This window comes from Chryseobacterium ureilyticum (genome assembly GCF_900156735.1).
GTDB classification, from domain to species: Bacteria; Bacteroidota; Bacteroidia; order Flavobacteriales; family Weeksellaceae; genus Chryseobacterium; species Chryseobacterium ureilyticum.
This window is the reverse complement of record NZ_FTOL01000001.1, coordinates 1131728-1145166: the sequence shown is the minus strand read 5'-3', so window position 1 is coordinate 1145166 and position 13439 is coordinate 1131728. Positions and strand designations below refer to the sequence as shown.

The following is a 13439-nucleotide window of genomic DNA, read 5'->3' as shown; positions in this document are numbered from 1 at the left end:
GGTTCTGGTATTTTTATTTGAAATGTGCAAGAATATATCTAACAACCATTTTAAATAAGATAATAAACTATGGAATAATTTAAGGTAGGAACTAAGTCAGATATTAACTTATCGTAAAGACGCTGGAACTAATATTCTAATCTTTATAAAATCGGTAAAGTAAGCAGTGGCATACTTGAAGAGCTCCCTGTGAAGCTCTTTTAAAAAGAGTTTTTTTTCCATTTTAGTGAATTTTAAATAAGCTTTGCATTGTCAAAATTCTTTTTAAAATTTAAAGAAAATGAACATTTTAAATCTTGGCGCAAAGGTAATACCTTCATCTAAAAATGTACCCACTGCACTTGCACTGCAAAATCAAAAACATCTAAAAATCAAAAACATACAAATTATTTAAAGTATAAATGCAGTGCCATAAAAATATTACAGTTATTCGTTTATTAACTGTATAATGTAAAAACTCATTTTGATTTTCACCTATTTATGATGAACAAAAAAGATGATTATACCATGACTTTTAAAATTCTTAAAGTAATATAACCTTTCCTTATTTTCGAAAGAATTACTTAGCATAGCTATAGGAAATATTTCTAATATTGATCAGTGTTTAATTTGAAAAATCAAAGAGATCAGAAATCTGTTATAGAGATCACCACAATAGATGTTGGATAAAAAAAGCTTTTTATTTTATACAAACTGGGTACAAAGACAAACTACAGCAATATTTGATTGTACACTGTTTCCAAAATCACCAAGCTACTACAAATAAAAATGTGAGTAATAAAGCTAAAATTTGTTTTTTGTTATTCTGTTATTATTTATGAATAAAGGTCCGGATTATAAACCCAGACCTCTATTATTCTAACTGATATACTTCATAGTATAAGTCATTTTTCACTAAATTATTCAAAAAGGATATTTAAAACTATTGATCACTTATCCATTTATTGAAGTCAGTGTTTGCAGGAAGACCTATTTTTTTTCGTAGTCTATATTTCTTTGATTCAACGGTGCGCACAGACATATTACCATATTGGGCGATCTCTTTATTAGAAAAATTCAGTCTCACTAAAGCACAGAACTTTAAATCACCAACATTAAGATCTGGATAACATTTAATTAGGTTATTATAAAAATCGGGATAAATTTCTTTAAATCTTACCATGAATAGATTATCTCCATTTATTGCAAGCTGTATAACTTCTTCGTAACTCGTATCTAATTTTTTTTCAAGAATATCTATATCTTTATTTTTTTTGTCAATTAAAATGTCTTTGTATCTGTTATTTTTTTTATAAATGCTTATTAATATGACACATATTGCAATTACAATTAAAATAATAGCGATCGTTGTATAATGAAATTTCTTCTTTTCATCTTTCTCCTTCTCTTTTAGACATTTTTCTATCGTACTATTTAAAATACTTTTTTCGGTTTTATTTAGACTATCATTTAAAACCGTATATTTTTCAAGAAACTCCTTTTCATGATCTACTTCGTCCATAGACTTATAAGTCTCATATATTTCTTTATAGGTTTCTAATGATACTTTTTTTAAACCTAATTTCTGAGAAAGCTTTAATGATCGAAAAAAATAATCCAATGCCTTTTTATTATCCTTTTTTTTTACATACATTTTCCCAAAAGATCTTAAAACAACGGCCTGCTGTCTTGCAGTACTTCTTTGATATAATTGTAATGCTTTATTAAGGTAATATTCTGTTGAATCTATTTTTTTACTTTCTAAATTTCTCTCTGCAATTTCTACATAAAGTTCAATTTCAGCCCCTAATTCAAGACTTTTACGTTCCATCTTAAAAACAGAATCTATTAATTGCAATTGCATAAAATTCTTTCTTTTCCAGATATAAATAAGATACTCCCGTTTTTTTCTTTCCTCTATATTAGACATATCACCAGAAAAGTGCAGTGCTTTATTGAGATTTTTATTTGATTGATCATATAAACCTAATACTGAATAATTTCTAGCATAAAAAAAATATAATCTTGCATTCAATACCGGATCTTTTTCCTTTGCTAATTTTTCCTTTGCAATATCAAGAAAATGCAAACTTTCCTTATTGTTGTTGAGGACAAATAATGAATTTACTATATTTAAGTAGCCTGTAATTATTCCTTTAGTATAATCCAGTTCTTCAGATTCTTTAATAAGCTTTTGTTCATTTAAAATAATACTTTTATAGTCCCCGACATCCTGCAATCTTGCATATTCTTTTAACTGCATACTGTCAATAAAATTAATTTTATTCCCTACTTGTGCAAATGAGTATGAAAAAAATATGAAAAACAAAAAAAAATATATTCTATTGAAGTAAAAGTTCATAAATAACTATCTTAATAATGATAAAACAAAAAAATGTCATTTGACCAATTGAAAAAAACTAATAATTAAATTTTTCCGGATATATTTGTATTCTAATACATTATGGATTCATATTTGTTTTAAAGTATAAACTTTCAGAGTATTTTGAGATTTATTGCAGGAACTTTCTTTATTGTAATAAAAATATACCAGTTATAATCAGGAATTACAGTATTATGGCTGGGACATAGAAATGTGTTTTCTTAATTTTTTGCAAATATACATTTGTAATCTTATTAACACAAACTTACACCCTCTCAAAATAATAGATTTAAGATATGTTTATTTCAATTAAAATCGATAAGCTTAGTATCAAAAAGAGGAGGCTATTCTTTACAGTACTCAACAAAAGGATTATCACAAAGCAATTTTTCGGCTGATGGTTAGTGATTTGATAACCTGCTTTTTCAGTTTAAGCTTCTTTAAGTAGCTTTTCGGTGCGTCATTTCAATTTTATCATTCCTCTAAAACCATTTATTCATGAGGAATTTTATCCGTTTTTACATTTTTCTGAGAGTTCAAGACTTTAATATACAAATACTATTATTAATTTAGCAGTTTAAAATTTGATTATAACAATTAAGGATATGAAAAAATTAATCTTATTAGGTGCTGTTTCAGCTTTTTTGATCAATTGTAATAAAAAGACTGAAACTCCTGCTCCTAAAGTTAAAGCTGATACCATTGCAGTAGAAGAACCTGTGATAGATACATTAGGTCCAAAATCGTACTGTTATATAGGCGCTACAGGAAAAGACAGTGTTTTTGCTTCTATTGATGATAATCTTGGAACGATTACGGGAAAATTAACTTATAAAAACAATGAAAAAGACAGCTCGAAAGGTGATGTTACAGGCTTCAAATCCGGAGACACCTTAAAACTGACTTACGAATTCACTTCTGAAGGCAAGAAAAGCAAAAGAGATATTTATTTCCTACAGAAAGAAAATGCTTTAACGGAAGGAATTGGAGATCATAAAGAAGAAGACGGACAATCAAAATATGCGGATGAAAAGAAAATCAGCTATAAAGATGGGGCAAAATTAAGTACTGCCGACTGTAAAGTGGTAGCAAAAGCTGTAAAATAAATCAATATATTATTTAAATAAAAATGCTGTTCTCAACATCCGGGAACAGCATTTTGTTTTTATAAAGTTTCAGAGTTAAAAGTTTAAACATTCGCAAAATCTGTTTAATCTGCAAGAAATTTATTTCATCAGATAAAAATATAAAGTTCCAACCTCAATTACACCATTTCTTTCTCCCAATATCTTTCTACAATATTTCTCATAATACCAACATATGATTTCACATGTGGAAGTTGGGTAAAAACCTGAAACTGATCATGGGTAGTATGAAAGTTCATATAAAACAGCCAAAACCCAATCGAAAGATAAGGTATAGAAGCAAGTTCCTGCGAACTCACGGAACGGTATTCACGATATCCATCCAGAAAAACTTGATAAGCTTTCTGAAATTCTTCATAAGTCATCCTTCCTGCATACACATCCAATGTTAAATGAATCCAAAAAGTCATGATATCATTCACCAGCCAGCCATATCCCATAAAATCAAAATCGAAAAAAGTAACCATATCATTGTCAAAATGAAAATTCTTAGGTAGGAAATCAAAATGACAATACCCTTTTGAAAATGCTGAAGTTTCAAATTTGGCAAGCTTCTGCTCTATCTCAACGGCAATATTTTGCAACCATTCGTAATCTTCAGGATTTTTTGTAAAGACAGACCTTAATCTCTCCAAAGGTTTAAAAACAGTAGTTTGAAGATCAAAATTCCATCGTTCATATTCTACTTTAAAATGGGAAGAAATATTATGAAAGCGAGCCATTTCATTTCCCAAGACACGAAGCTGGCTGTGATTCATTAAAGCAACCACGCGACCTTTAGCAAAGGAAAATAAGACACCATGCCTTTCTCCTTCAATAGCTTCAAACTTTAAAATAATTTCTCCGGAAAGATCTGTAATTGGATAAGATACAGAGACATGAGCATCTTTTAATGCCAGTAATAATCTTACTTCCTCCTTAATATGGTCTAAACTTCGATGAGAAGAGCGGTAAATACGAAGTATAAAATTTTCCTCTTCCGACTCTACTCTATAAGTGTCTCCCACTCCTCTTACCAAAAGCTTACATTGAACATTTTTTAGTCCGTATTTTTCAGCAATATGTGCAGATAACGCAATCGGACAAAGCGTGGAATAGATTGCAGGAAAAGTAAATTTCATGTTATTATTTATAATTCTTTTCTGATAATTTCAATAAAACGGTTTACAGCGTCATCACTCGTATTCCACGAAGTAATCAGACGAATGGCAGAAAATTCTTCATCTATTTTTTTCCAAACATAAAATTCAAAACTTTCGGATAACACTTCAATAAGTTTATTAGTTACAATGGGAAAAATCTGATTGGTATAAGTATCGGCAAGAAAATTTACTCCTTTATTCTGTAAAGCATTTTTAATTTTCATCGCCTGCTGATTCGCGTGTTTTGCCAAATCAAAATAAAGATCATTCTTCATCAACTCTAGAAACTGAATTCCCAACAATCTTCCTTTTGCTAATAAAGCTCCTTTCTGCTTGATATTGAATCCAAAATCTTCCTGAAGATCAGGATTATTAATAACAATTGCTTCTCCTATCAAAGCTCCGTTTTTTGTCCCTCCAAGATAAAATACATCCGTAAGCTCTGCTACCCTTTCCAATGTAAGATCACTGATTTCAGAAGTAAGTCCATGTCCTAGCCTAGCCCCATCCATAAACAGATACAGACGGTTTTGTTTACAGAATTCTGAAAGTTCTTCCAGCTCTTTTGCTTTATAAATTGTTCCCAATTCTGTAGAATTAGAAATATAAACCAACTTCGGCATTACCTGATGTGGCACATTTTTGTGGTTTTCCAATACGGGAATGATGTCTGATGGTCGCAATTTCCCATCTTCAGTTTCAATGCTTAAAATCTTATGTCCGGTTGCTTCAATGGCTCCTGTTTCATTGTTCAGAATATGTCCTGTAGACGCTGAAATAGCACATTGATAAGGTTTTAAAATAGAAGAAATCACAATTAAGTTTGCCTGTGTACCTCCGGAAACAAAATAAACATCAGAATCTTTCTTATTGATTCTTGCCTTTATTAGCTCTTTAGCTTTTAAAGAATACTCATCATCTCCATAACCAGCCTGCTGATCAAGATTATATTGTAAAAGTGCTTGTAAGATATTCGGGTGACAACCCTCAGAATAGTCGTTTTTGAATGAAAATTTCATAGAGTAAAATTAAAAAAAGTTAAAATAACAAGAGTAATCTTTCCATAATATTTTGTTAGATTTGTATAGAAAATCATCTAACATTTTGAAAACAACCCTAACAGAAGAAAATTACCTGAAAGCTTTGTTTCACTTAGTTGACAATGAAGGAAAGGTTACGATTAACGAACTCAGCAAATTTTTAAATGTAAAAATGCCGAGCGTTAATAATATGATGAAAAAATTCGCGGAAAAAAAATGGGTCATCTATGAGACTTATAAGCCGCTGATTGTCACAGAAAACGGAAGACGTGAAGCTGCATTAGTCGTTCGAAAACACAGACTTACCGAAATGTTTTTGGTTAAAAAAATGAATTTCGGCTGGGAAAATGTTCATGAAATTGCGGAACAGCTTGAGCACGTTCATTCACAGATTTTCTTTGATAAAATGGATGAAATTCTTGATTATCCTAAATTTGATCCTCATGGAGAACCCATTCCGGATAAAGACGGAAATATCATTGCTCAGGATTTACAGAAATTAAGCAGTTGTGAAGTAGGAGAAACTGTTATTTTTGCCTCTGTTACTCTTTCTGACGATGCTTTTTTAAGTTATTTGAATGAAAGAAAACTTCTTCTTAATACCAAAGTAAAGATTACTAAAATTGAAAGTTTTGATAAATCAATGACTATAGAGATTGGTGGAGAAAAAGAAATTCTAAGTAAAAAAGCCACTGAAAAAATACTAGTAAAAAAATAATTTATATTAAAATAACTTCCCTTTTGAAGTTACTTTTATTTGCCACGAATGCACACATCTTTTCTGTTTGTACATTCGTGGCATTTATATAATATTATTTAATATCATACCCTAAACTGTTAAAAAACGGTTAAATTTTCTTTCATAAAAAACTTTGGATTATAAATTTACTAGGTTTGCAAAACTTTCCGGATAGATTCAATCTTTCTGCCTCATACTAAAACTTTAAATTATTACCCTAAAAATTATGAAAAAAAGCATACAGTTTTTTATTGTTTCCATGTTATTAAGCCCGTTTGCCAATGCCCAGGTAAAGGATTTTGTAATAGAACCTCCCATCAGCAAGAACTTACATATTTATAAAACTTTTGGAGTATTTGGAGGAAAAGAATATTCTGCCAACTCTGTTTATCTTGTCACAAAAAAAGGAGTAGTTCTGTTTGATGTTCCTTGGGAAAAAGTTCAATATCAAAGTCTTATGGACACGATACAAAAACGTCATAACTTACCTGTTATTGCAGTATTCGCTACCCATTCTCATGATGACAGAGCCGGAGATTTAAGCTTCTTCAACAAAAAAGGAATTAAAACCTATGCAACAGCAAAAACCAATGAGTTGTTGAAAAAAGACGGTAAAGCCGTATCCAACAATATTATAAAGACAGGAAAGACTTATCGTATAGGTGGTGAAGAATTTGTGGTTGATTTTTTAGGCGAAGGACATACAGTAGATAATGTAGTGGTATGGTTTCCAAAATATAAAGTACTTGATGGTGGCTGTCTTGTAAAAAGTACTTCTGCAACAGATCTAGGATATATCAAGGAAGCAAACGTTGAACAATGGCCACAAACCATGAATGCTCTAAAATCCAAATACTCTCAGGCAACCTTAATCATTCCAGGACATGACGAATGGAAAGGTGGCGGACACGTAGAACATACCTTAGAGCTTTTGAATAAAAAATAATTTTATATAACAATTTCAATAAAAAAATCCCGAATGAAAATTCGGGATTTATATTTTAATAAAGGTCCAGTTAGTCTAGTACACTCCAGCCTCTCTTAGGATTTGTATTGGTAGAAACTTCCTGTTCGTTAACAATGATATTTTCTTTTCTCTGACCAATGTAATCCAGTTCGCTTAGTTTAGAGAAGATCGTTTCCAAACTTCTAAGCATTTGCTGGATATATAGTAATGGTTCTCCGCAATTGTGGTGATCATAGTTCGTTTCAGCAACAATTGAAAGTTGGTTTAGTAAAGTATGCGGTGCAATTTCACTCCATTCCAAGCTATAGTTCAACATTTCCTCTAATTCTGCAGGAACAAGAAGTTGCGTCGAATTGTATAAATGAAGCGCCAATCTTGCGAAAGACTCAATTAAAAATACAGGTGGTTGATAAGGTGTAATGTTTCTAAATTGAAAATACATATCTCCAAAAGTATTCACCATTGTACTACACAAAAATTTAACGTTCTGTGCTAAAGCTGTATTTTGGTTTTTATGAGATGCTTTTTGAATGATCTTAAAAGCATATTGCTGCAAGTTTCCTATAGATTTTGCATAGCTGCTGTAATAATCTACCAAAGCAGGATGGCTCTGAACAGAAGTACAAGGTGGAATAAAATTAGAATCTACCTGTGCTATATTAGCCTTTAAATCTACTTTCCCGATAATTAAATAATTTCCTCCTGAATAGCTGCTGTTCAAAGAAGTTACAGGAAGTAATTCAATATGATGGTTTGGCTGTGCATTCGGGTGACGTGGAGGGATTTCTTCCGGATCAATATCTCCAAAAGGAACTTTATCAAAAGGATTTACAGAGATTAAAATATAATATTCTCCATCTGCCTGCTCCTCATTCATTGATTTTGCCAAAGACTTCACACTGATTCTTCTGTCAACCAATTCAATACGGTAACCAGCCATAGTAACAGCGCTGCATCTTTTGATTACCAACTGTACATCATTGGTTGCAGTATTATGAACGTCAAAAATAGTACGGTCTGTAAATTCAGTAGAAATAGGCAAAAGCCCGTAGTTATATGTAGTAATCCCAAGTGAGTTGGAATCTCTGATTGTATCAATTAAGAAATTATCCTGATCATTTAGGTGTCTTTGGGAAACCTTCATCCCATCCACCCAGTTGATTGCAAAATGTTTAATAGGTTGTATCATGTTTAATACTTTTTAATTTTTTGTGTTTGTTTATGAATTTCTTGCGACTCCCTCCTCTTCATGTTGAATGACTCTTTTACAGACAACCACTTCATTCTCAGAAATGCTATTTGTAATAATGTCGTGGTCGAAATCTATATATTTTCTAAAGCTGAAAAACGATTTTTTAGTGTAGAAAATCCAATAGTAAGGTTCTTTTTCTGCATCTGAAAGATGAATAATAGATCCAGGGTTTTTATGGTTATAATCGTCCACTACTCTATAAAACCAATCTCCGAAAGTTACTCCTGTAGGAAGAGTTTTTGCTTTGATTCTGAAACGGTTTGAATCCTCAAGATTCTTACTCAATTCAACGTTTAGAACCATTAATCTATCAAAATCTGCTCCTTCGAAATCAGGAAGCTTCTGTTCAGGAGAGTATCTCCATGTTTTGTAAATATCAAAAGGAATACTGATAAATTGAATATAGCAATAGTAAAATACCATTGGAACTACAAAGATCAGCATACTTGTAGCAGCCATTGCAGCATATCCTGTTCCGTTACTCATCCACTTAAACAATAATGTAAAAAGGAATCCACCCAAAGCTATACATGTCAAAGAAAGTATAGATTCAAATAAAATACTCATTCCCACAGATTCAATATGCTTTCTGAAATACTTGTGTAATAAGTTAACATGAATAATCCCGAAAATAAGGTAAACAATCTGCGCAATCAGATACCAGTAAGGATTAAAAAGATTTCCGGCAAATCCAAAAAAACCAGGAAGAGCCAGACATAAGCTGCACAGAAGTACGTATACAATAATTACTTTAATTTTTATCGCAGGTTTATTTCTCCTGATAATTCCCAGGATAAACATCATAATAATGGCGATTAAAGGCATTAAGATATACCTTAAAAAAATACCTTTTACTGAAGAAATTTCCATTTGTTTCTTTTCGAATTTATACTTTGTTGGTAGTTGTAAATATAATAAAATAATTTAGAGGAAGGTAGAGTATCCAAGGCGGCTGGCATTTCTTTCATCATCCTCAAGGCTGAACGAGTATTCTACTTTTTCTGTCACAAAATTCTCCTCAACCTCTACTGTTACCGGAAGAAAATAATCATACAACGTCTGAAGAACCTCTCTGAAAGGGTTTCCAGGAATGTACTTTTTCATATCATGATAAGGAATAGGACCAATATTGACAACCCAGTTCCTTTGCCCATCCATATGTCTTCCACTCGGAATATATGTAACTCCTAACCTTGAATTCCCTAATAACATTGAATCATCATTCTTCTCAATTTCATCAATGACATTGGGAGAAAAAGTTACCTTTACAGGTACTTGTAAAAATGCGGTCATACATCTTTCAAACCATTTCTTGTCTCCTCTGATCTGATGAAAGAAAGGCAAAATATGCATAAATATATACGCATTCTGTCTGTCGAGCATGTTGATGAGTGGCCAGAGCTCACTTACAGTTTCCAGCAATACATCCGTATTGCTTGTAATATCAAATTCGCATTCCTTAAGTAATGCACTGATTTCTGTAAAGAAAACTTCCAATTCAAAAGGACGGAAAAACGTTCTTGCATCATCCTCTACCCTTTTTTGTTTTCGGATTTCTCTGACAACAGTGTCTACATTTTTCCTGGAAGCCCCAAGTGATGGTGGATGGAATAGTCCTTCAGGAAGGTAATCATAAATACCCTCTCTATAACTTTCTATAGTGAATACTTCTTCGTCAAAGCCTAAATAGCTACTCGAAATGCTTTTTATATCCTTTAAATAAGCACGATCATTTACCCCGACTCTCTCAATAAAAATATTGCTTACAGCCCGATGATATTTTAAAAGATTAACAGCCACAGCTTCAGCTTTAAAATCTGTCTGCAGCTTATTGTAATGCATGTCTACAATATTATTCTCATACATAGTGTTTCCTGTGATTATGACTGGTAAAGATAATATATCTCGCAAGTTTGAAAAAATAATTTACCTATAATTTTCTCCTAAAATACTAATTAATTGACATTAAAAGGAATAGTATCAAGTAAATTCCGTAAAAATACGGTAAAGACGATCATATACCAAGGTTTTAAATTTAATTTTTTATATTAAAAATCAATGATTTATATATTTTTATTAATTTGATTTGAAAGTTCATGACAATAACTTAAAGTTTTGCTTAAACAACAATGAATAATCTACACCCTGCTCTACAACTTCTCGACTTCATTCATTAAGCTTGATATCTCATTTCACAAAATAATATATTTATCTATTTTATTTAGATTAAATTTTATTAACACATTCAACGGAATAAATTCAATATATTTCATGTTCATTCAGAAAGTGAACGTATCTTTGCTGACTGAAAATTGTTATTTAAAATGAAAAGTATTTATTCTAAAATTCTGATTTTAGCATTCATTTCCTCTTCACTTTATTCTTATGCGTGGGGATTAACGGGGCACAGAGTAATTGCAGACATCGCGGAAAATCATCTTTCCAGAAAAGCAAAAAGGGAAATCAAAAAAATAATGGGCAAAGAACGTCTTGCTTATTGGGCAAACTGGCCAGATTTTATCAAATCTGATACAACAGGAGTATGGAAGCAGGCGTCATCATGGCACTATGTAAACATTGATCCCCAGACAGATTTTAAAAATTTTGAACAAAATTTAAAATTGCAGGCAGGACCAAGTCTTTATACTCAGGTAAACACATTATCCAGCCAGATCAAGGATAAGAATACTTCTGAAAAAGACAGAAAAATTGCTTTGATATTCTTAATCCATATTATGGGAGATCTTGCACAGCCATTGCACGTAGGAAGAGCTGAAGATTTAGGTGGAAATAAAATTAATGTTACTTATTTTGGTGATAAAACGAATTTACACTCTGTTTGGGATGGGAAATTAGTTGATTCTCAAAAATACAGCTATACAGAATATTCTAAACTTTTGGATATTAAATCTAAAGAAGAAGTAGCACAGATTCAATCCGGGACTTTAGAAGACTGGTTGTATGATTCTCACAAGATCGCAAATAAAATCTATGCTCAGACTCCAAACGATTCAAAATTATCTTACGATTATCAATATAAGTTCAATGACACTCTTGAAAGACAGTTACTGTACGGAGGATTGAGATTGGCTAAGCTATTGAACGAGCTATTCTAATTGAAAATAAAATTCTTACAGATATAGATAAAAACGGGACTTTGGTTCCGTTTTTTTATTTTAAGATTGGAAGTTCATGAATTGATAAAGAATAAAACTTATGAAGAATTATGTGAAAATCACTTCTGGTTTCTTCATCTGCCTTATTTCCTGCCCTGGTTTTCTTTTTATTGATCCTCATTTCCGGTTCATTACTAAACCTTTGAATCAAATATTTAATAAAAAAGTAAAACTTGTGTAACCTTTTTATGTTCCCGTACGTATAATATATAGTAACTCTTTTTTGAGGATAAAATAAATGAGACAATTAAAAATCACTAAGCAGGTTACCAACAGGGAAACTGCTTCATTAGACAAGTATTTGCAGGAAATTGGTAAAGTGGAACTGATCACTGCGGACGAAGAAGTAGAATTGGCACAAAGAATACGTGCTGGCGACAGAGCTGCACTTGAGAAATTAATCAAAGCCAACCTTCGTTTCGTAGTTTCTGTATCTAAGCAATACCAAAACCAAGGTCTTTCCTTACCCGATTTGATCAATGAAGGTAACTTAGGATTAATGAAGGCGGCAAAAAGGTACGATGAAACTAGAGGTTTCAAATTTATCTCTTATGCAGTATGGTGGATCCGTCAATCAATTTTACAGGCGTTAGCTGAGCAATCAAGAATTGTAAGACTTCCGTTGAACAAAATTGGTTCCATCAATAAAATTAATAAAGCATATGCTCACCTTGAGCAGGAAAACGAAAGACCACCTTCTCCGGAAGAATTGGCTGAAGTTCTTGACATGAGTGAGGAAGATATTAAAGAATCAATGAAAAACTCCGGAAGACACCTGTCTATGGATGCGCCTTTAGTAGAAGGTGAAGATTCTAATCTTTATGATGTATTACGTTCAGGAGAATCTCCAAGTCCTGATAAAGACTTAATGCTTGAATCTCTTCAAATTGAAATCGAAAGAGCATTAAATACTTTAACTCCGAGAGAGGCTGATTTGGTAAGATTATACTTCGGATTGAACGGAAAACACCCAATGACTTTAGAAGAAATCGGTGAAACTTTCGATCTTACAAGAGAGAGAGTTCGTCAGATCAAAGAAAAAGCAATTAAGAGACTAAAACACAATACCAGAAGTAAGATCCTTAAGTCTTATTTAGGTAAATAATTTTAGCACAAACAATTTTATAGGCGGAGTCTGTTTTCAGGCTCCGTTTTTTTATTTTTGTATCTATGGATGACTTGTCTTCTCTTTTTGTCGGAGCTTTTATATTAACTATTCTGATTTATATTGGATGTATCACCTATGTCAATCATATGCGTACATCTTTTTTCAAATATATAAAGAAGAGAAATTATCAGTTGGTAAAAAATATATCCATCAGATTCAAAGATATCCCAAGACGTAACACCAGCGGCTATGCCTTCTCTACAGCTGATATTATATTTTTAAATAAGGAAATTTTCCTTCTGCCCCATAACAAGCCTATCATGCACATAAGTCAAAGTTCTGAAATTGTTCCCGGTGCTCAGGATAAATATAAATTATCGTATTTTTCTATTCAACAAAATATACTAGAAATAAAAGCAACCAGAAATACTTTCAACATTACCTTTACTTTAAATTTTGAAAATAAGGATTTTGCTTTGCTTTCCGTTGATCGAAATTTGTAATCAAT

12 protein-coding genes are annotated in these 13439 nt (G+C 31.8%); 6 read left to right on the top strand and 6 right to left on the bottom strand.

The annotated features are described in order from the left end of the window. Positions 1–922: 922 nt before the first annotated feature. On the bottom strand, positions 923–2242 hold the full coding sequence (locus BW983_RS04935; RefSeq protein WP_076550342.1) for a tetratricopeptide repeat protein: 1320 nt from the start codon (positions 2240–2242) through the stop codon (positions 923–925). 725 nt (positions 2243–2967) lie between these two features. Here BW983_RS04935 and BW983_RS04930 point away from each other — a divergent pair. Continuing rightward, complete coding sequence (locus BW983_RS04930) at positions 2968–3468, top strand: hypothetical protein (protein WP_076550341.1); 501 nt, start codon at positions 2968–2970, stop codon at positions 3466–3468. A gap of 158 nt (positions 3469–3626) precedes the next feature. Here the strand turns inward: BW983_RS04930 and BW983_RS04925 are convergent, their stop codons facing one another. Then, positions 3627–4628 carry a phosphotransferase enzyme family protein gene (locus BW983_RS04925; protein WP_076550339.1) on the bottom strand — a complete coding sequence of 334 codons (1002 nt, stop codon included), beginning with the start codon at positions 4626–4628 and terminating at the stop codon, positions 3627–3629. Positions 4629–4636: 8 nt separating this feature from the next. Further along, entirely contained in the window at positions 4637–5668 is a 1032-nt protein-coding gene (locus tag BW983_RS04920; RefSeq protein ID WP_076550338.1) for a threonine aldolase family protein, read from the bottom strand. A gap of 85 nt (positions 5669–5753) precedes the next feature. Between BW983_RS04920 and BW983_RS04915 the strand changes: the two genes are divergently transcribed. Further along, positions 5754–6407, top strand: coding sequence for a metal-dependent transcriptional regulator (locus BW983_RS04915; RefSeq protein ID WP_076550336.1), 654 nt, complete (start codon positions 5754–5756; stop codon positions 6405–6407). A gap of 247 nt (positions 6408–6654) precedes the next feature. Next, complete coding sequence (gene blaIND / locus BW983_RS04910) at positions 6655–7374, top strand: IND family subclass B1 metallo-beta-lactamase (protein ID WP_076550335.1); 720 nt, start codon at positions 6655–6657, stop codon at positions 7372–7374. 70 nt (positions 7375–7444) lie between these two features. Here blaIND and BW983_RS04905 read toward each other — a convergent pair whose 3' ends face one another. Genes BW983_RS04905 through BW983_RS04895 form a run of 3 tightly spaced genes read right to left on the bottom strand, consistent with a single transcriptional unit; the run spans position 7445 to position 10513 of the window. After that, positions 7445–8584 carry a hypothetical protein gene (locus BW983_RS04905; protein ID WP_076550333.1) on the bottom strand — a complete coding sequence of 380 codons (1140 nt, stop codon included), beginning with the start codon at positions 8582–8584 and terminating at the stop codon, positions 7445–7447. Between the two features lie 30 nt (positions 8585–8614). Next, entirely contained in the window at positions 8615–9517 is a 903-nt protein-coding gene (locus BW983_RS04900) for a TssN family type VI secretion system protein (protein ID WP_076550332.1), read from the bottom strand. 54 nt (positions 9518–9571) lie between these two features. Continuing rightward, complete coding sequence (locus tag BW983_RS04895) at positions 9572–10513, bottom strand: type VI secretion system baseplate subunit TssG (RefSeq protein WP_076550330.1); 942 nt, start codon at positions 10511–10513, stop codon at positions 9572–9574. A gap of 458 nt (positions 10514–10971) precedes the next feature. Between BW983_RS04895 and BW983_RS04890 the strand changes: the two genes are divergently transcribed. From BW983_RS04890 to BW983_RS04880, 3 genes are all read left to right on the top strand, one after another. Beyond that, the gene (locus BW983_RS04890) at positions 10972–11763 is read left to right on the top strand and encodes a S1/P1 nuclease (RefSeq protein ID WP_065394315.1); all 792 of its coding nucleotides are present in this window, start codon (positions 10972–10974) and stop codon (positions 11761–11763) included. 298 nt (positions 11764–12061) lie between these two features. Beyond that, positions 12062–12928, top strand: a complete 867-nt coding sequence (locus BW983_RS04885; protein ID WP_002979276.1) for a sigma-70 family RNA polymerase sigma factor — start codon at positions 12062–12064, stop codon at positions 12926–12928. Positions 12929–13077: 149 nt separating this feature from the next. Next, positions 13078–13434, top strand: a complete 357-nt coding sequence (locus BW983_RS04880) for a hypothetical protein (RefSeq protein WP_139329221.1) — start codon at positions 13078–13080, stop codon at positions 13432–13434. Positions 13435–13439: the final 5 nt, after the last annotated feature.

Bases quoted from the DNA above. Each gene is read 5' to 3' on its own strand.
- BW983_RS04935 (WP_076550342.1), bottom strand. From the start codon at position 2,242: ATGCAGTTAAAAGAATATGCAAGATTGCAGGATGTCGGGGACTATAAA.
- BW983_RS04930 (WP_076550341.1), top strand. From the start codon at position 2,968: ATGAAAAAATTAATCTTATTAGGTGCTGTTTCAGCTTTTTTGATCAAT.
- BW983_RS04925 (WP_076550339.1), bottom strand. From the start codon at position 4,628: ATGAAATTTACTTTTCCTGCAATCTATTCCACGCTTTGTCCGATTGCG.
- BW983_RS04920 (WP_076550338.1), bottom strand. From the start codon at position 5,668: ATGAAATTTTCATTCAAAAACGACTATTCTGAGGGTTGTCACCCGAAT.
- blaIND (WP_076550335.1), top strand. From the start codon at position 6,655: ATGAAAAAAAGCATACAGTTTTTTATTGTTTCCATGTTATTAAGCCCG.
- BW983_RS04905 (WP_076550333.1), bottom strand. From the start codon at position 8,584: ATGATACAACCTATTAAACATTTTGCAATCAACTGGGTGGATGGGATG.
- BW983_RS04900 (WP_076550332.1), bottom strand. From the start codon at position 9,517: ATGGAAATTTCTTCAGTAAAAGGTATTTTTTTAAGGTATATCTTAATG.
- BW983_RS04895 (WP_076550330.1), bottom strand. From the start codon at position 10,513: ATGTATGAGAATAATATTGTAGACATGCATTACAATAAGCTGCAGACA.
- BW983_RS04890 (WP_065394315.1), top strand. From the start codon at position 10,972: ATGAAAAGTATTTATTCTAAAATTCTGATTTTAGCATTCATTTCCTCT.
- BW983_RS04885 (WP_002979276.1), top strand. From the start codon at position 12,062: ATGAGACAATTAAAAATCACTAAGCAGGTTACCAACAGGGAAACTGCT.
- BW983_RS04880 (WP_139329221.1), top strand. From the start codon at position 13,078: ATGCGTACATCTTTTTTCAAATATATAAAGAAGAGAAATTATCAGTTG.